The sequence below is a fragment of the Rathayibacter tanaceti genome (assembly GCF_001634385.1).
GTDB classification, from domain to species: domain Bacteria; phylum Actinomycetota; class Actinomycetes; order Actinomycetales; family Microbacteriaceae; genus Rathayibacter; species Rathayibacter tanaceti.
Genome location: NZ_LIIN01000063.1, coordinates 1 through 17,374, shown reverse-complemented (window position 1 = coordinate 17,374; position 17,374 = coordinate 1). Strand labels below are relative to the sequence as shown.

The window sequence follows — 17,374 nt, the reverse complement described above, 5'->3', positions numbered from 1 at the left end:
GAGCGGGCGGGCGTGCAGCCGGTCCCACCGCGCTCGCCAGAACCCGCCGTGCACGAGGAGGACCACGCCCCGCGCCCCGCCCGGTGCCGCGCGGAACACCTCCGCGATCTGCTCCGGCGCGCGCCCGTACCGCCGCACCTCGTCCGGCTCGCGCGCTTCCCCCACGCCTCCAGTACCTCCCGCGAGATGCACTTCGGTACGCCCCGCGCGGCGTGTCGCGTACTCAAGTGGCATCTCGCGGAGGGGAACAAGGGGACAGCGGACGGCGGGTCAGGACTCGAACCAGCCGCGGGGGTGGTGGTCGGCGGTGAGGGACGTGCGGGGGCGCGTCGGGACGGCCCAGCGGACGGCGTTCGCCAGCACACGCTGGATGTCCGGGTGGTGGTAGACGGGGTAGTCCTGGTCTCCGGGCGAGAAGTAGAAGACCTTGCCGAGACCGCGCGTATACGTGACTCCCGAGCGGAACACCTCGCCGCCGGTGAACGTCGAGAGGAACACGGTCTCCTCCGGTACCGGGATGTCGAAGTACTCGCCGTACATCTCCTGCTCGGGGATGATCAGCGGGCTCGGCACGCCCTCGGCGATCGGATGCGTCGGCGCGATCGTCCAGACCAGCTCGCGGTCGCGGTCGTTGCGCCACTTCAGCGAGCAGGTGGTGCCCATCAGGGCCGTGAAGATCGACGAGTAGTGGCCTGAGTGCAGGATCAGGATCCCCATCCCCTCGTGCACGTGCCGCAGCACCCGCCGCACGACCTCGTCCGACACCTCCTCGTGCGCGATGTGCCCCCACCAGAGCAGCACGTCCGTCTGCGCCAGCGCCTCCTCGGTGAGCCCGTGCTCGGGTTCGGGGAGGGTCGCGGTGCGCACCGAGACCGCGGAACCCAGTGACCGGGCGAGCCCGTCGGCGATCACACGGTGGATGCCGTCGGGGTAGTGGCGCAGCACGGTCTCGTCGCCGCGGGTCTCGTGGCGGAACTCGTTCCAGACGAGGACCCGGATCGGGGCGCTCATGCGACCGCCACCTCCTTCTTCTCGGCGGCGGAGCGGTAGATCGCGTCGATCACCCGGCTGCGGTGCAGCGCGTACTCGCCGTAGTGGCCGCAGTAGCGGGGCTCGCCCGCGGGAGCCTCGGCTCCCGAGGCGATCGCCGCCAGGAACTCGGCGATGACGGAGCGGTGGTGCCCGGCCGGGACCGTCACGTCGGGGTGGGAGACGGTCGGCGCTCCGGCGACCTCGGAGTAGAGCGTGAGCGTCCCCTCCGTGGCGTAGTCGGCGATGTGCAGGCGCGCCCCGCCGGCCGAGCCGAGCAGCTCGACCTCGATGTCCTCGTGCACTTTCGAGTAGCTGGCCCAGGAGGCGTCGAGCTGGAGGGAGCGGCCATTGTCGAGGCGCAGCAGGGCGCTCGAGAAGTCCTCCACCTCGAAGGCGTGCGTGCCGGTGGCGGCGACGCCGTACGGGCGTCCGCCGCGGCCGGAGCGGCCGATCTCGCCGTAGGCGACGGCCGAGACGCTGGTGACGCGCGGCTCGTCGAGCAGGTGCAGCGCGATGTCGAGCACGTGCGAACCGAGGTCGATCAGCGGACCGCCACCGGCGAGCTCCTTGCTGGTGAACCAGGAGCCGATTCCGGGGATGCCGGTGCGCCGCTGCCAGCTCGCCCGGGCGTGGTAGACGTCGCCGAGCGGAGCGTCGTCGAGGTAGTCGCGGAGGAAGGCGACGTCGGCGCGGCGGCGGTGGTTGTAGGCGATCTCGAGCACGCGGTCGTGGGCGCGCGCCGCCTCGACCATCTCGGCCGCCAGCTCCGCGGTCGTCGCGAGCGGCTTCTCGCAGAAGACGTGCTTGCCGCTCGCGAGCGCGGCGACGGCGATGGGGTGGTGGAGGTGGTTGGGAACGCCGATGGAGACGATGTCGAGGTCGTCGCGGGCGACCAGGTCCTCCCAGTCGGCGGAGAGGTCGGGGACACCGCGGGTCGCGCCGAGCTCGTGGAGGCGCGCCTCCTCCTGGCCTGCGAGCGCGACGACGCGGGCGCCGGGAAGGGACTGGAAGGCGTCGAGGTGGGTGGTGCCGGCGAAGCCGAGGCCGACGACGCCGACACGGAGCTCGGACGTGTTCTCTGTCATCCTCCGAGACTAGTCGAATTGATTCGAGTGCTCGATAAACGCCCGGCCGCGCCCTCCCGGCGGCCGGTGCAGAGCGCGCCGGCGGGCGACGCCCGAGGGGACCGGGCTGGCAGCATGTCGGCATGGACACCTTCCGCGATCAGGACGCCGCCGCCGAATACGCACGCGGGCTGCTGCGGGGCGAGCGGATCCGCCTCCGCGCCGCCACCGACGAGGATCTCGCCGAGGTCGAGCGGTGGTGGAACGATCCCGAGACCGCTGTGCTCCAGCAGGCGTCGATCCTCCCCCGTCCGGGCGGCGCAGTGAACGACCTGCTCCGCTCCTGGAGCGCCAACGCCTCACCGGGGTCGGTCGGCTTCGCCGTCGAGGAGGAGGCCGACGGCTCGCTGGCCGGCCACGTGGCGCTGTGGGGAGGCGCCGCGCCGCAGCGCTGCGGGACCCTCGCCGTCGTCCTCGGCCCGTATGCGCGCGGCCGGGGGCTCGGGACGGATGCGGTGCGCACCCTCGTCCGCTACGCTTCGCCGAGCTGGGCCTGCACCGCATCGAGCTGCGGGCCTGGGCCTTCAACAAGAGGGCACGGGCCGCGTACCGGCGCTCAGGCTTCATCGAGGAGGGGCGCCGGCGCGACGCGCTGTTCCACGCCGGACGCTTCCACGACGAGATCCTGATGTCGGTACTGGCGCACGAGTTCCCGCACGCCTGAGGGCCGATGCCGACGGCCGAGGCGTCAGGCCCGGCCCAGTGCGCGACGTCCCGCCCGCCGAGCCCCGACAGCCCGACCGTCAGGTCACGTTGACGAGCGTGCGCTGCCAGCCGGAGGAGCCGTTCGGCGCGATCGGCGCGCGCTCCTCGATCTGCACGGCGCCGGTGCGGTCGACCGCCCGGACCGCCACGTAGTGCGAGCCGGTCTCGGCTTCCCAGTCGACGAACCACTGCACCCAGGTGTCGAGGTTGACGGGAGTCGAGAGCGTCGCCTCCTGCCAGTCGCCGTCGTCGATGCTCACCTCGACCCGGTCGATGCCGACCGTCTGCGCCCACGCGACTCCGGCGATCTTCGTGGCACCGGACGGGATCGCGGCACCGATGCGCGGGGTGTCGATCCGCGAGGACATCTTGATCGGCGCTTCGGCGGAGTAGCCGCGCGGCGTCCAGTACGCCTCGTCGGCCGCGAACGTGGTCACCTTCAGCTCGGTGAGCCACTTGGTGGCCGAGACGTAGCCGTAGAGGCCCGGGACGACCATCCGCACCGGGAAGCCGTGCTCGAAGGGCAGCGGCTCGCCGTTCATGCCGACCGCGAGGATCGCGTCGCGCCCGTCGTCGGTCAGCGCGCTCAGCGGAGTGGAGGCGGTGTAGCCGTCAGCGCTGGTCGAGAGCACCATGTCGGCGTCGCCCTGCACTCCGGCCATCGCCAGGACGTCGCGGATGGGGACGCCGAGCCACTTCGCGTTGCCGACCAGATCGCCGCCCACCTGGTTCGAGACGCAGGTGAGGGTCACGCCGTACTCATCGACGCCCATGTCGAGGAGCTGCTGGAGGGTCAGCATCACCTCCTGATCGACCATGCCGATGATCCTCAGCGTCCAGGTCGACGGATCGATGTTGGGCACGGTCAGCGCGGTGTCGACGCGGTAGAAGTCGGCGTTGGGCGTGTAGAGCGGGGTCAGACCCTCGATGTCGAGCTCGGCCCCGGCCGGCACGGCGAGGGTGGTGCGCGGAGTCGGCAGGCGCAGCGCCTCCCGCACGCTCGCGAGCGACGAGGTCGCCGCGTTGACGAGTCGGGCGCCGGTGCCGACGACCGCCGCGCCGACGGCCGCGATCAGGGCCACGCGGAAGAAGCCGCGGCGCTCGAGCGCGCCCGGGCGGGCCTCGGAGGCGGTTCCCCTCGCCTCCGAGGTGCGTGCCGCGCGCCAGCCGCGCAGTCGGGAGAAGAGCAGGTGCATCACGACGACGGCGACGACCAGGCCGACCAGGGTAGGCACCGCGGCGAGCGGAGCGGCTCCGGCGCGCGTGACGATCGCGGCGATCGAGAGCCCGCCGGCGATGATCAGCAGCACCTGCCCGAGCGGGGGGCGGAGCAGTTGCAGGACTCCGGCGATCGCGGCGGCAACGACAACGGCCGCGCCGACGCTCGCGAGCAGGAAGATCTTGTCGTTCTCGCCGAACGCCTCGATCGCGAACTCCTTGAGGGGTCGCGGCACGATGTCGACGATGAAGGCGCCGAGCGCGAGCACGGGACTGGCCGTGCGGGCGACGGCGAGGGCGACGAGTTCGGCGACGGCGAGGAGGACTCCGCCCGTCACGATGCCGGCGAGGGCGGCGAGCAGGAGGAATCGCGCTCGGTGCGCACTGCCCTGGCGCACGGGTGCCGCTGTCTGGTTCATGAAGGTGAGTGTTCGCCTCCCACCTGCCGATTCCCAGGGTGCCCCTGGTTTGGTCGTGTAAGCGTTTTTCTTCATAACGAACAGGTAACGCCCAGCCGCCCTCCCTCCGGTGTCTCGCGGAGGAAGGGGCGGACGGGTGTCAGCGGCAGGTGAAGGCGGGGTAGGCGGTCGCCACGGGAGTGCCGCCGGCGGTCACCGTCGCCGAACCGGCCGGTACCGAGGCGGCGCGGGTGGTGAACGCGTGCGAGGCGCTCCCGCCCGGCGCGACACCGCTGAACGGCGTCGAGCCCCAGCCGGAGGCGAGGGTGATCGCGGCCGGAGCCGTCGACGTGTTGCGCGCGGTCACCGTCAGCACCACCTTGCCCGCCACGCAGCGTGTCGCCGCCGCCGCCTCGACCGTCACCGCGGAGGCGCGGACGATCGAGAGCCGGTAGGTCACGCTGGTGCTGTGGTCCTGCGCCGACGACTCGATCACCACGCTCGTCGTCCCTGTCGTCGCGAGCGGAACCGTGCGGCGCACCGTGTCGTCGATCAGCACGCCGTCGACCGTCACCAGACCACTCCCGACTGCCGGGTCGAGGTCGAGCGAGACGCTCGTCGTCGCGGTCGGCACCGTCAGAGTCAGGTCGCGGACGCCCGCGGCGAGCGCCGGAGACAGCGTCCCCACGTCGGAGGCCAGGGTCGTCAGCTCGGCGGCGGTCGAGTACCCGGTCGCCTCGGTCGTGTACACGCCGAACACCCCGCCGACGTAGCTCGCCCCTGTGCCCTGGAAGCGGACGGTGACCACGGGAATCCGCTGCCCCTGCGCATCGAGGACGTAGGCGCCGCTCTGGTCGCGCTTGTAGCTGTCCTTCGCGGCGATGCCGTCGAGCACGGCCCGGGGGATCTCGTCGTACTGGACGTACCACTCGGTCGCGCCCGCGGCGCCCGAGACCACTTCGGTCTTGAGCTTCACGTTGTTGAGGTAGACGTCGAAGGTGCGTCCCGCGTCGCCGCCGTAGTAGCGGACACCGAGGTGGTTCTCGGACAGGCTCGGGTCGACGATCATGTCGTACTGGAAGAACGCGTCCGCCGAGCGCTGGCCGTCGCGGTAGCTCTCGCCGCGCCAGGTGCCGACCGACGACTTCGCGAACCGGTGGTTCTTGTCGGCCTCGCTGTTGTTGTTGTCGAACGAGGTGAGGGAGTCGATGGTCGTCTCGTCGACGCGCAGCTGCTCCTTCTGCGTGCGGATGAGCGCCTGGGCCGCGGCCGAGTCCGGCTCGATCAGGGTCAGGTAGGTCGCGTAGCGGGCGTTGTAGAGGCTGTAGTACGGGGTGAGCACCCGGGCCGCGGAGGCAGCGTCGACGTTCTTCATGCCGAAGCGCATCGTGGTGCGGCCGTTGCCGTCCGCGCCGTCGGGCAGGCGGACCAGGTTGTCGCGGATCGCCGACGTCCAGGTCGCGGAGTCCGCGACGACGATGGTCGAGTTCACCGACTTGTCGGCCGTGCCCATCCGCACCAGGACGCCGGCCACGTACGACGCCTCGACGTTCGAGCGGTTCAGCTCTGTCGCCAGCAGCACCGGTCCGTAGCGGAACGCGGCCCAGTCGGGGTTCTCGGTGTCGGCGACGACCGAGACCGCGGCGGGCAGCGTCCAGGTGAGCACATCGCCCGCCGAGACGGGGACGGAGACGTAGCCCGCCTCGGCCGTGACCGCGCGCGCAACGCCGTTCACGGTGAGCGTCGGAGCCCCGTCGATCCAGGAGGGGACGCGCAGCTTCAGGGCCGTGCCCGCGGCCACGGCTCCCCCGTCGAGCGCCTCGACCCGCAGGGTCGCCGTGTCGGTGCTCGGGATGTCCGCCGTCTGGGTCAGCGTCAGATTGTTCGCGGAGGAGCGGAGCACGGAGGAGCGGAACTGGTTCACGATCACCGTCCGGGGCTTCTCGAAGTAGATCGAGTCGCCGAGCTTGGTGAAGCTCTCGATCCCGGTGCCGTGATCGCACCAGAACTCGTCGTGCTCGTGCCCGAAGACCTTCGCGTAGCCCGCGGTCTGCGGCTGGAAGTAGGTGACCATGCCGGTCTCGGGGTTCTGCACCGAGAGGACGCCGTTGATGAACGCCTCCTCGTAGAAGTCGGCGTACCTCACGTCCTCCGTCACCTGGAACAGGGCCCGGGTGAGCTTGAGCATGTTGTAGATGTTGCAGCCCTCGGAGGTGGAGTTCTCGCCGTATCCGGTGGTCTGGCCGTTCGTCGCGTACTCGTACAGGGTGCCCGGCGCATGGAAGTGCTCGGACTGGCTGTTGCCCCCGTTGGCGTAGGTGTGCGATTCGTCGACCATCCGCCAGAAGTTCTCGGCGGCGCGCCGGTACATGTCGAGGTCGGCCTTCTCGGCCGTGGTCAGGGTCGCGAGGAGCGAGGGGTTGTCGCTGAAGACGGTGTAGCGCTTGAGCGCGCCGATCAGCTTGGGGATCGTCGTGTTCGCGTGCAGGCCGTTCAGCACGTCCTCGTTGTTCGCGAGCTTCCGGAACAGCGCCGTCTCGTCGAAGTACTCGGCAGCTCGCTTGTGCGCCGGCTTCTCGGTGATCTCGTAGAGGCGGTAGAGCGCCTCGTTCATTCCGCCGTACTCGGTGCTGAGCAGCTGCGAGGGGTTCGCCTGACGGCCGGCCCAGTTCGTGATCCACGAGCCGAAGCCGTCGGCGACGACGAGCGCCTTCTGCGAGAGCGCGTCGGGCGCGTACTGGTGGGCGTCGAGGAGGCCAGCGAGCACCTTGTGCAGGTTGTAGAAGGGCACGAGCAGGCCGTCGGATCCGCTCGGCAGGTAGCTCACCGGGAACGGCGAGACGTAGCCCGCGTTCGCCGGGTCCTTCGCCGCGTAGGCGTCCTGCACCTTCTTCAGGCCGTCGACCGAGGCGGTGAGCGTGGCGAGCAGCGCGGCCTTCGTGGCCGGATCCTCCGCGGTGGCGTACGCCTGCGAGAGCGCCGAGACGTAGTGGCCGAAGAAGTGGCCCTGGAACCGGGTGCCGCTCTCGCGCTCCCAGCCGCCGTAGCCTCCGGTCGTCGTCGGGGCGAGCCCGGCCTGACGGTAGAAGGAGTAGAGGAACATTTCGGGGTCCAGGCTCAGCAGGTACTCGACGGTCTGCTGCTCGCCGTTCTCGAGGTACGGGTCCTGCACCGAGACATCGGTGAGACCGGCCTCGAGGAGGTAGCCCGAGGTCGTGGTGCCGCGGGGCTGCACCTCGACGGTGACGGTCCTGGTGACGGCGGCGCTGCCTCCGTAGACCGCCGACCCGGTGACGGTGACCGGCGTTGCGGCACCGGTGGGCGGGGTGACGGTCGCGGTGCCGCCACTGAAGGCGAGGGCGGCCGGGTCCGAGGAGGACCAGCTGAGCTCGGAACCCTTCGCTCCGCGGGTGGGCAGCGAGAAACCGGTGCTGGTGGCGGTCGGTGGCGAGACGGCGTCGAGGTCGGCGCGGGCCACGGCGGCCGGGTCGAAGGAGGGATCGTGGGCCTTCGTCAGAGCGACGACGTCGGCCGTCGTGGCGACTCCGCTGTAGAGGGCGTAGTCGTCGAGCAGGCCGCGCAGATGGCTGCCGTTGTAGCCAGGGCCGTTGAAGCCGAGGGTCTTGGTGGAGGTGCTCTCGGCGCCGAGGACGCCGGTCGCGGAGCCCGAGGCGGCGTACTTCACCGCGCTGGGCTGCTGGACGCCGTTGCGGTAGAACGCGACGTCCTTGGTGCTCCTGTCGTAGGTGGCGACCACATGGGTCCACTGCCCGGCAGGGAAGAAGTCGGCGCGGGCGGTCTCGACCGCGACCTTGTACGGCTGCCCGGTCGACGGGCCGACCGAGAGCGCGAGCGGAGTGCCGTCGCCCTCGGAGCTGAGGTACCAGCCGTCCGAGTTGTAGGTGGTCTTGTTCCAGGTGAAGACCTGCTCGCCTGTCATCGCGGCGCTCGGCCGGTACCAGAACGAGACCGTGAGGTCGGCGGGCTGGAGGGCGGCCGCGGTGCCGAGGCTCACGGCGTTCGAGCCGGTGAACGCGAAGGCCTGGCCGCTGAGGCCGGTGCCGTAGGAGGCGGTGCCCTTCTGCATCCCCACGGCGGTGCCGCGGCCGCTGGTGTCGGCGAGGCTGCCGTCGAAGGGCAGCTCGAGCACCTTCGTGCTGTCGAGGGAGGTGGTGGGTGCCGCCTGAGCGGTCGGGCCGACCGCGAGCAGTCCCGCCGTCAGCGCCATCACCGCCGCCGCTGCGATCGCTGTCCGTCGTGTCGTCATCCTGGAGCCTCTCGTCGTTGAGAAGAGCGACGGCGTCAAATCGTGCCACGAGCTGTCGTCAGCGGAATGTTACCGTTAACACTCGGTTTTCGGAATGCCCTTGGAGCGCGGACCGAGCGGACACGGAGGCGCACTCAGTGCCGTACGGGCCGCCTCTCGAGCGCCGCCCGGAGGTACGGCGCCGTGCGGCTCCCCTCGGCGAGGGAGACCTGCTCGGGCGTGCCCGTCGCGACGACAGTGCCGCCCGCCTCCCCCGCCCCCGGACCCAGGTCGATGACCCAGTCGGCGTCCGAGACGATGCGCATGTCGTGCTCGACGACGATCACGGTGTTACCCGCCTCGACGAGGTGCTGGAGGTGCGCGACGAGGCGGTCGGCGTCGGCGGGGTGCAGGCCAGAGGTCGGTTCGTCGAGCAGGTAGAGGGTGTCGCCGCGCTGCGCGCGCCGCAGCTCCGAGGCCAGCTTCACCCGCTGGGCCTCGCCGCCCGAGAGCTCGGGGGCCGGCTGGCCGAGGGCGACGTAGCCGAGCCCGACGTCCAGGAGGGCGTCGAGGTGCCGCACCACCTCCGGCTCGGTCGCGAACGCCTCCCTCGCCGCGGTGACGCTCAGAGCGAGGACGTCGGCGATCGTCCGGCCGTCGAGCGTCACCTCGAGCGTCTCGGGGTTGTACCGGGTGCCGCCGCACGTCACGCAGGGCGCCTGCACCGTCGGCAGGAACAGCAGCTCGACCTCCATGGTGCCCTCGCCTTTGCAGACCGGGCAGCGCCCGCTGGGCTGGTTGAACGAGAAGCGACCGGCGCCGTAGCGGCGGCGCTTCGCCTCCGGAGTCGCCGCGAAGAGCGCCCGCACCCGGTCGAACAGACCCGTGTAGGTCGCGACGTTCGAGCGCGAGGTGCGGCCGATGGGGGTCTGGCTCACCTGCACGACGCGGCGCAGGCGCTCCGCGGGTCCGGAGGCGCGGCCGAGCGTGACAGCGGCCGCAGTGTCGAGCAGCGGATCCTCGGACTCGCGCTCCTCGTCCGCGGACTCGTTCTCGGCGAGGTCGGCGCGCAGGCTCGCCCGCAGCAGATCGGGGAGGGCCTGGTTGACCAGCGTCGACTTCCCCGAGCCGGAGACGCCCGTCACCGCGATGAGAACGCCGACCGGGAACGAGACCGCGAGGTCGCGGAGCGTGTTCCGGGAGACTCCAGAGAGATCGATCCGCAGCTCCGCCGTGCGGCGCTCGCGCACCGGCGGGATGCTGCCGGACTCGGGGAACAGGTAGCGCCGGGTGACCGAGTCGGAGGCGCTCCGGATGCCGTCGAGACCACCCGAGTAGACGACGGTGCCGCCTCCAGTACCGGCTCCGGGGCCGATGTCGACGATCCAGTCGGCCTCGCGGATCACCTCGAGCGAGTGCTCGACGAAGAAGACCGTGTTGCCCGTCGCGCGGAGCGTGCGGAGGATGCCGAGCAGCGCCTCCGTGTCGGCCGGATGCAGCCCGGCCGACGGCTCATCGAGGACGAACACGACTCCGAACAGGCGCGAGAGGACCTGGGTGGCGAGGCGCATCCGCTGGAGCTCGCCCGTCGAGAGGGTCGGCGTCGGCCGGTCGAGCGAGAGGTAGCCGAGACCCAGGTCGACGATCGGCGACATGCGCGCGATCAGGTCGGCGACGAGGCGCTGCGCGGCCAGCCGGGTCTCGGGGGCGAGGGCGGGCGCGCCCGTCGCGGTCCAGCCCGGCTCGAGCACCCGCTCGAGGAGGGCGCGGAGATCGTGGAGCGGGAGGGCGGAGAGCTCGGTGATGTCGCGGCCCTCGAAGGTGACGGCGAGCGCCTCCGGCTTCAACCGCCTGCCGCGGCAGGTGCCGCACACGACGCTCACCAGGAACGATCCAGCGCGCTCGCGCATCCGGGCGCTCTTCGAGCCGGCGAAGGTGTCGAGGACATAGCGGCGCACCCCGAGGAACGTGCTCATGTAGCGCGGTTCGACGCCTGCGGCGACGGCGGCCCGCACGTCGGCCGGCGAGCGGTCGGTGAAGATCGGCACCTGCGGCGACTCGTCGGTGTGCAGGATCCAGTCGCGCGCCTCCTCGGGGAGCGTCCGCCACGGCACGTCGATGTCGTGGCCCAGCGAGATCAGGCTGTCGCGCAGCTGCTTGCCGTGCCAGGCGGTCGGCCAGGCGGCAAGGGCGCCGTCGCGGATCGAGAGCGAGTCGTCCGGCACCATCAGCTCGTCGGGCACGTCGTAGACCCGGCCGATGCCGTGACAGGTCGGGCACGCGCCCTGCACGGTGTTGGCAGAGAAGTCCTCGGCGAGGAGCATCGGCGCCCCCTCCGGATACGTGCCGACCCGCGAGAAGACCATGCGCACGACGCTCGAGAGGGTGGTCGCGCTGCCGAGCGTCGAGCGGGCCGAGCCCGCGGAGCGGCGCTGCGGGAGGGCCACAGCGGGCGGGAGCCCGTCGATGGAGTCGACCTCCGGCACGCCGACCTGGTCGATCAGCCGGCGGGCGTAGGGGCGACCGACTCGAAGTAGCGCCGCTGCGCCTCCGCGTAGAGGGTGCCGAACGCAAGCGAGCTCTTGCCCGATCCGGAGACGCCCGTGAAGGCGACGAGGGCGTCGCGCGGGATGTCGACGTCGATGCTCCTGAGGTTGTTCTCGCGGGCTCCGCGCACGCGGACGCGGTCGAGGTGGGCGGGGGTTCCGTGCTCGCTCATCCCTCTAGCCTGCCGTGTGCGGGATGTGGGGCGGCCCGGGCGCGCTCCGGCGCGGCTGGTCGAGACGGCCCGGTGTGCGCCGAGCCGGCGTCGAGGCGGCGGGGCCTCAGCGAGGCGGCGGCGGCTCGGCCGTTCGCCCGAGCACCGGCGGACGAGCCGGGCGCTCACCCCATTACCCGGAGAACGAGGAGGAAGGGGATGAGGACATCTCCCTCGCCTCGCTCAGGGACGCCGACGGCCGGTTCTGCGCCACACAGCGAAGACGATGAGCCAGAACACCGCGTAGATCATCAGGACGGGAAGAAGCTCCCACGACAACCCTCGGGCAGTCACGATCTGCACCACGACGTGAACCACGACGACGGGAGCCAGCACGAGAGTGGCGAAGAGGGCCGGGGACATCCGTCCGTCGGCAGTCATTGGCAGCTGAATCCGGTCGGCCCCGCGAGGGGGTAGATCCGCATCTCGCGCCCATCCGGGCAGACCCCGTTGGCGACGACGATACCGACGATCATCGCGATCACTGCGGCACCCGCCCCACAGCCGACCCCTCCTGTTTCGGGACCGAGGAGAGCGCAGACGGACGCGATGAGAGACGCTGACGCTCCTGTCACCATCGCCTGCTGCTCCGCTTCGGTGAGTTGAATGTACGGCCACGGATCCGCGCCACCCGAGATCAGAACGCTGAACGGTACTCCGCGACTGAGAACTCGTGGCGCGTCGGCTGCTTCCGGTTGCCCGGAAACGGCACTGACGAACGCTCTCCCCACTGCACTGTGCAGTGTCTCCGCGGAGACCTTGCCGGGATCGAACCTGTTCGCCGGACGATCGTAGGCGGAGACCAACTCAGTGATCTGATCCGCCAGCTCCTGGTAGCTCGAGTCGGTCTGCTCGATCGACACGGGTGTCACGAGCGCTGACGGCCGATGACCTTCCGCGGCCACCGCCGACGGGGGGGGTGCGCCATCGCGACTGCTGTCAGCGCAGCCACGGCGACGACGAAACCGGTGCCGGAATTCTTCTTCACATCGACCCTCCTCAGTGCCGCTCGAAGCCAAGCGCCTCCGTGCGTCCCCGCAATCGACGAGAGTCGGGAAAGGATCTTTCTCCTCCCCCAGCCCAGATGCCTGGTCCGTCGGGGCTTGAGTCGGACGGTACTCATCCGCCTTACCGACATCCTTCTCATTCTCTTCAAGAACATTCATGACAGCGGCGACATCGCCGACCGGAGGCTGCGGGGCGTCACCTCCGGCTGCCGTGGTGCACCGTCGATGGGGAAGACCCGGCGTCACGGAACAGGCATCGGCCGAGCAGACGGAGGCGGCGCCGCGTGTCAGCCGAGACCGTGGCGGTGCGCGAAGGCGACGAGCTGGAGGCGGGAGGCGAGGCCGAGCTTGGCGAGGATGCTCGAGACGTGGCTTTTGATGGTGGACTCGCTCAGGTGCGCCGCCGCCGCGATCTCGGCGATGCTCCGGCCCTGCGCGGCCGAGGCGAACACCCCCTTCTCTCGGGCCGAGAGCACCTCGGGCCGAGAGCACCTCGGGGCGAGCGGCCACGGCGGGCGGCGCGTAGTCGCGGAGCGGGGCGTGCTGTCCGCCGCCGGCCACCACGGTCCGCCCGGCGGCGACGGCGCGCACGGTGCCCAGCAGCAGCTCGGTCGTCGCGTCCTTCATCAGGAACCCCGCCGCTCCGGCCGCCAGCGACTCGGCGACGACACTGTCGTGCTGGTGCGTGGTCAGGATGACCACCCGCGTGGCGACGTCGGGATCGCGGGCGATCCTCCGCGTCGCCGAGATGCCGTCGAGCAGCGGCATGCGCACGTCGAGCAGGAGCACGTCGGGGGCCTCGCGCCGGACGAGCTCGACGGCCGCCTCGCCGTCGTGCGCGGCGCCGGCGAACTCCAGCCCCGGCTCCGCGTCGAGGAGCATCTGTAGGCCCGAGCAGAACAGCACGTGGTCATCGGCGACGGCGATGCGGATCACGCTGCGGCCTCGAGCACGTGCGCCGGGATCGACGCGGTGACGCGGAACCCGCCGTCGTCCTCCTCCGCCGTCAACCAGCCGCCGGCGAGCTCGGCCCGCTCCCGCATGCCGTTGACCCCATGGTCCGAGCCGCTCGACTCCGCTCCGGAGCAGCCGCGCGACGCGACCTCGAGCAGCAGCGCGGACTCCTCCCAGACCAGACGCACCTCGGCGTTCGGCGTGCCGCCGCTGTGACGGAGCGCGTTGGTGAGCGACTCCTGCACGATCCGGTACACCGCGAGCTGCTGCCCCGGCGACAGGACGGCGCGATCGCCCTGCTCCTCGAGCACCACCGAGAGGCCGGCCGAGCGGAAGCGGTCGACGAGGTGCGGGAGGGAGTCGAGGTCCGGCTGGTCGAGCGCGTCGGGATCGGCTCCGAGCGACTCGATCACCAGGCGCACCTCGATGAGCGAGGCGCGGGCGACGTCGGCGACCGCCCGCAGCGACGCCTCCGCGCGGTCGGGTTCGGTGCGGACGAGGCGCTCGGCGCCGGTCGCCTGCACGAGGACGATCGAGAGCGACTGAGCCATCACGTCGTGCACGTCGCGGGCGATGCGCGCCCGTTCGGAGGTGAGGGCGAGCTCACGGTCCGCCTCCGCGAGCCCGTCCGCGAGGGCGCGCCGCTCGAGGAGGAGGGTCGCGCGGGCGCGGGTGACCCGCAGGAGCCGGCCCACGAGCCAGCCGACGCCGACGACGATCGCGCCGGTGGCGGCGGCCTCGATCCCGTTCGTCGTCGCCATACCGTGCAGGGCGAGCGTGCTGCCCGCACCGACGAGGGCGACGAGGAGGAGGATCCGACCGACCGTCATCCGCCGCTCCGACACCCGAGCAGCGGCGACCGCGAGCCCCGCGATGAGGAAGGGATCGGCGGGGACCGCGTCCGGCAGGAGGAACGGCGTCACCGAGGCCGCGCTCGCGACGGCGACGGCCGGCCAGGGCAGCAGCGGCCCGAAGGCGATCAGCGCGCAGACGACGTACTGCGGCCCGAACGCGAGAGGGCCCGTGCGACCAGGGCAGACGCCCGACCTCGCCCCAGATCCACAGCGCGAGGAACACCAGCGCGGTGGCGATGTCGAGGACGATCGGGGGAAGGCGGCGCAGGACTCGGATCATGCCGCGACCGTACCGAGGCACGGTGCTCCCCGGCGCGGGTCGGCGGTGCATTTCGTCCGAACGGAGGAGAGATGCGGGCCGTCCCGTGGAGAAGGCGAGGGGACGGCCCGCACCCGCCGAGGCACCGCGGCGGGGCGGTGTCTCGGCGAGGGCGAGCCGTCTCGGGGCGCGGACGCGCGTCAGCGGCTCAGCAGCTGCGCGCCGAGTACGCCGCGGTCAGCGCGCCCGCGGTGAGCGAGTCGGCCGGGATCGACGCCCGACGGGTGGTGAACGCCGCGGAGGCGCTGCCGCCGGGGGCGGCGATCAGCGTCGGCGAGGCGCCGAACGGCGAGCGGATGACGACCGCGAGGGGCGTCGTGCCCGTGTTCCGTACCACTCCCGTGATGACGGCCTTGCCTGCGATGCAGCGGGTGGAGGCGGTGAGCGTCGCGCTCGGCGCCGTCACCACCACGGTGGCGGTGACCGTGACGGCCGTGGAGCTCGACAGCCGGCGGTCGGCGGCGTTCCAGGCCGTGGATCCGCCGGCGCCCACCCACTGGTTGTCGTTCGCGCCGATCGTGCGGACGACCCCGGTGACCGAGTAGCGGCCGGGCGCGGTCTTCACCGCGGAGGTGTCCCAGGTGACGGGCTGCGAGGCGGTGCCGCGGCCGTAGGCGAGCACGACGTCGGCGCGGGCGGGCAGGACCGCCGCGGCGGCGGCTCCCGAAGCGACCGTCACCTCGCCGAGATCGGAGCGGACCGCGGAGGCCGCGTCGGCCGAGCGGACCTCGGCGTACTGCCCGGCGGTCAGCGAGACGACCCCGCCGTGCTTGGTCGAGGGCGCGAGCGAAAAGCCGGGATCGGTGAGCTGGGTCCAGCCCGCGTCGAGATCCTTCGTGACCATCGGCCGGTAGCCGGTCGAGGGGATCACGTCGACGTAGAGGTACCAGGTGTCCTCTCCGTGGTCCGTGAACACCGCGGGGCCCTCGACCCCTCCCGCGTTCCCGCCGGCCCACACCGCGCCGATGCGGTCCTGGATCGGCGTCCACGCGGTCGACGGCAGCCACCACGTCGCGGCCGTGGTCGACTCCATGTAGATGCCCCTGCCGGTGCCGTTGTCCTTCGAGATCCGGTAGGTCGTGCCGCCGTCCTGGATCAGCGTGGTGTCGATCGTGTCGGCGCCGGTGTCGACGAAGGTGCCGCCGTACGAGTAGGTGCCCTGGGTGAAGTCCGAGGTCGCTCCCCAGAGCACGCGCGAGGAGCCGGTTCCCGGCGTGTGCGCGGCAGTCGGGTAGACCGTGGAGGACCAGTAGACGACGAACGAGCCCCGGCCCGGCCCGTCGTAGTCCGGAACCCAGGTGGCCTCCGGGGCCCACATCATGCCGGCCTCGAGAGCCTTCGCCCCGGTCGCGTCGAGCGCGACGTCGAACTGGCGCAGGTCGCTCCACGACACGAGGTCGCTCGACTCCCAGACGTTCATCCTCGTGCTGCCCTGCGTGGTCCAGTGGCACCAGGTGGTGCAGGAGCCGGTGCCGGAGTCACCGCCGAAGACGCGGAGGTCGGTGGCGATGATGAAGTACTTCTTCGTCTCGGGGTTGTAGGTCAGGTACGGGTCGCGGACACCGGTGGTGCCCAGGTCGGAGGCGAGGATCGGCTTCCCGCCGTTCAGCGGATCCCACTTCTCGGGGTCGTCGCCGCGCGAGACGTCGAGGTAGATCTTCTCGGCGTAGCCTGCGCGTCCTCGACGAAATGCACCATCAGGTAGCCGTAGGGGGTGTCGACGCCGACCTGCGGCGCGACGGTCACGACGATCGAGCGGGTCTGCGCGACTCCGCGGATCGACGCCGTCGCGGTGAGCGACGCGGTGCGCGCGGCTTGGCCCGCGGCCGGGCGGTCGGCGCTGAGGGTGCGGCCGTCCGCCGAGACGCGCAGAGCCGGGTCACCGGAGGTCCAGGTCACCGCTCCCCCGTAGTCGGGAAGGTTCGCGGTCGAGTCGTCGACGGTGAGCGGAGCGACCGCGGCCAGCACCGCAGCGGCGAGCGGCGCGAAGGAGGAGGCGTGCGGCGTCGCATCCACGCTCGACACGGCCGCCACCTCCTGCCCGGTCAGGGCGCGGTCGTAGACGCGGAACGCCGACACCTCGCCCGCGTAGAACGGGTCGGGGTAGGGCGCGCGGCCGATCGTGTTCAGCGACTGGTCGGCCACGGACGAGGGCCGCAGCGCTGTGGGCGCCGAGGCGACCCGGACGCCGTCGACGAAGAACGAGAGAGTGCCTGCGCTGCCGTCGATCACCGAAGTGAGGCTGTACCAGCGGTCGGCTGCGAGCGCGGAGGCGCTGCGCGCGTTGATCTCGCCGCCGCCTCCGCCCGTGGTGATCGCCGTGCGCACCCGGTCGCGCACCGACGCGAACCAGTACTGGTTCGTGCTGTCGCTGCCGATGGTCCAGAGGAAGTGGAAGTTCGAGAGCATCGACGCGTCGGCGCGGGTCTCGATCGTGACCGTCGCCGAGGTGCGGCCGGACAGCAGGTTCGCGGGCAGCTGCACCCAGGGTGCGGTGGTGCTGCTCTTCGGCCCGCCGGTGAGGCGCAGCGACGTGCCGGTCCACAGGGAGTCGGTGCCGTTGCGGACGGTCGCGGCTCCCACGCCTCCGCCCGCCGTGTTAGCCACGGTGTTGCCGCTGGTCTGCGTGAAGCGGTAGTCGGCGAGCAGACCCTGCTGCGGGATCGCCGCCTCGGCGGCCTGGGCGGCGGAGGTCGGCGCGACAAGGCCCGAGAGCAGCATCGCGCCGAGGCCGACCGCGGCGAGTGCCGCCCGGAGCG

General features: G+C 71.6%; 13 protein-coding genes and 1 pseudogene. 1 reads left to right on the top strand and 13 read right to left on the bottom strand.

The features are described from left to right. Window positions 1–270 precede the first annotated feature (270 nt). Both ACH61_RS09135 and ACH61_RS09130 read right to left on the bottom strand, forming a co-directional pair. Entirely contained in the window at window positions 271–1,011 is a 741-nt protein-coding gene (locus tag ACH61_RS09135; protein ID WP_132505333.1) for a ThuA domain-containing protein, read from the bottom strand. After that, on the bottom strand, window positions 1,008–2,117 hold the full coding sequence (locus ACH61_RS09130; RefSeq protein ID WP_068211369.1) for a Gfo/Idh/MocA family protein: 1,110 nt from the start codon (window positions 2,115–2,117) through the stop codon (window positions 1,008–1,010). Before ACH61_RS09130 ends, ACH61_RS09135 begins: the two co-directional genes overlap by 4 nt. A 122-nt stretch (window positions 2,118–2,239) precedes the next feature. Between ACH61_RS09130 and ACH61_RS09125 the strand changes: the two genes are divergently transcribed. Beyond that, entirely contained in the window at window positions 2,240–2,785 is a 546-nt protein-coding gene (locus ACH61_RS09125) for a GNAT family N-acetyltransferase (protein WP_082845154.1), read from the top strand. Between the two features lie 114 nt (window positions 2,786–2,899). Here the strand turns inward: ACH61_RS09125 and ACH61_RS09120 are convergent, their stop codons facing one another. The 11 genes and pseudogenes from ACH61_RS09120 to ACH61_RS17925 all read right to left on the bottom strand — a co-directional run. Then, window positions 2,900–4,498 (bottom strand): molybdopterin-dependent oxidoreductase, encoded by a 1,599-nt coding sequence (locus tag ACH61_RS09120; protein ID WP_068211366.1) that lies wholly within the window; start codon window positions 4,496–4,498, stop codon window positions 2,900–2,902. 139 nt (window positions 4,499–4,637) lie between these two features. After that, a complete protein-coding gene (locus tag ACH61_RS09115) occupies window positions 4,638–8,744 on the bottom strand; it encodes a beta-L-arabinofuranosidase domain-containing protein (protein WP_068211364.1) in 4,107 nt (1,368 codons plus the stop codon). A 134-nt stretch (window positions 8,745–8,878) separates the two neighbouring features. Beyond that, a complete protein-coding gene (locus ACH61_RS09110) occupies window positions 8,879–11,209 on the bottom strand; it encodes an excinuclease ABC subunit UvrA (RefSeq protein ID WP_330220152.1) in 2,331 nt (776 codons plus the stop codon). A 14-nt stretch (window positions 11,210–11,223) separates the two neighbouring features. Then, window positions 11,224–11,442 (bottom strand): hypothetical protein, encoded by a 219-nt coding sequence (locus ACH61_RS19495; RefSeq protein WP_330220151.1) that lies wholly within the window; start codon window positions 11,440–11,442, stop codon window positions 11,224–11,226. 222 nt (window positions 11,443–11,664) lie between these two features. Then, window positions 11,665–11,844, bottom strand: coding sequence for a hypothetical protein (locus ACH61_RS09105; protein ID WP_132505324.1), 180 nt, complete (start codon window positions 11,842–11,844; stop codon window positions 11,665–11,667). Between the two features lie 14 nt (window positions 11,845–11,858). Then, a complete protein-coding gene (locus tag ACH61_RS09100; protein WP_068211358.1) occupies window positions 11,859–12,344 on the bottom strand; it encodes a hypothetical protein in 486 nt (161 codons plus the stop codon). A 431-nt stretch (window positions 12,345–12,775) separates the two neighbouring features. Next, window positions 12,776–12,940 carry a response regulator transcription factor gene (locus tag ACH61_RS18360; protein WP_236713610.1) on the bottom strand — a complete coding sequence of 55 codons (165 nt, stop codon included), beginning with the start codon at window positions 12,938–12,940 and terminating at the stop codon, window positions 12,776–12,778. 199 nt (window positions 12,941–13,139) lie between these two features. Next, a pseudogene (locus ACH61_RS18355) lies at window positions 13,140–13,370 on the bottom strand (response regulator); the annotation flags it as partial. A gap of 50 nt (window positions 13,371–13,420) precedes the next feature. Continuing rightward, window positions 13,421–14,365 carry a sensor histidine kinase gene (locus ACH61_RS09090; protein ID WP_068211355.1) on the bottom strand — a complete coding sequence of 315 codons (945 nt, stop codon included), beginning with the start codon at window positions 14,363–14,365 and terminating at the stop codon, window positions 13,421–13,423. A gap of 398 nt (window positions 14,366–14,763) precedes the next feature. Continuing rightward, window positions 14,764–16,035 (bottom strand): glycoside hydrolase family 43 protein, encoded by a 1,272-nt coding sequence (locus tag ACH61_RS17930; protein WP_068211352.1) that lies wholly within the window; start codon window positions 16,033–16,035, stop codon window positions 14,764–14,766. A 185-nt stretch (window positions 16,036–16,220) separates the two neighbouring features. Next, window positions 16,221–17,374, bottom strand: a 1,154-nt coding sequence (locus ACH61_RS17925; protein WP_201787594.1) for a LamG domain-containing protein, incomplete at its 5' end; no start/stop codon positions are given.

What these genes read in the sequence shown, in the direction of transcription:
- ACH61_RS09135 (WP_132505333.1), bottom strand. Translation starts at nt 1,011, where the DNA reads ATGAGCGCCCCGATCCGGGTCCTCGTCTGGAACGAGTTCCGCCACGAG.
- ACH61_RS09130 (WP_068211369.1), bottom strand. Translation starts at nt 2,117, where the DNA reads ATGACAGAGAACACGTCCGAGCTCCGTGTCGGCGTCGTCGGCCTCGGC.
- ACH61_RS09125 (WP_082845154.1), top strand. Translation starts at nt 2,240, where the DNA reads ATGGACACCTTCCGCGATCAGGACGCCGCCGCCGAATACGCACGCGGG.
- ACH61_RS09120 (WP_068211366.1), bottom strand. Translation starts at nt 4,498, where the DNA reads ATGAACCAGACAGCGGCACCCGTGCGCCAGGGCAGTGCGCACCGAGCG.
- ACH61_RS09115 (WP_068211364.1), bottom strand. Translation starts at nt 8,744, where the DNA reads ATGACGACACGACGGACAGCGATCGCAGCGGCGGCGGTGATGGCGCTG.
- ACH61_RS19495 (WP_330220151.1), bottom strand. Translation starts at nt 11,442, where the DNA reads ATGAGCGAGCACGGAACCCCCGCCCACCTCGACCGCGTCCGCGTGCGC.
- ACH61_RS09105 (WP_132505324.1), bottom strand. Translation starts at nt 11,844, where the DNA reads ATGTCCCCGGCCCTCTTCGCCACTCTCGTGCTGGCTCCCGTCGTCGTG.
- ACH61_RS17930 (WP_068211352.1), bottom strand. Translation starts at nt 16,035, where the DNA reads ATGAACGTCTGGGAGTCGAGCGACCTCGTGTCGTGGAGCGACCTGCGC.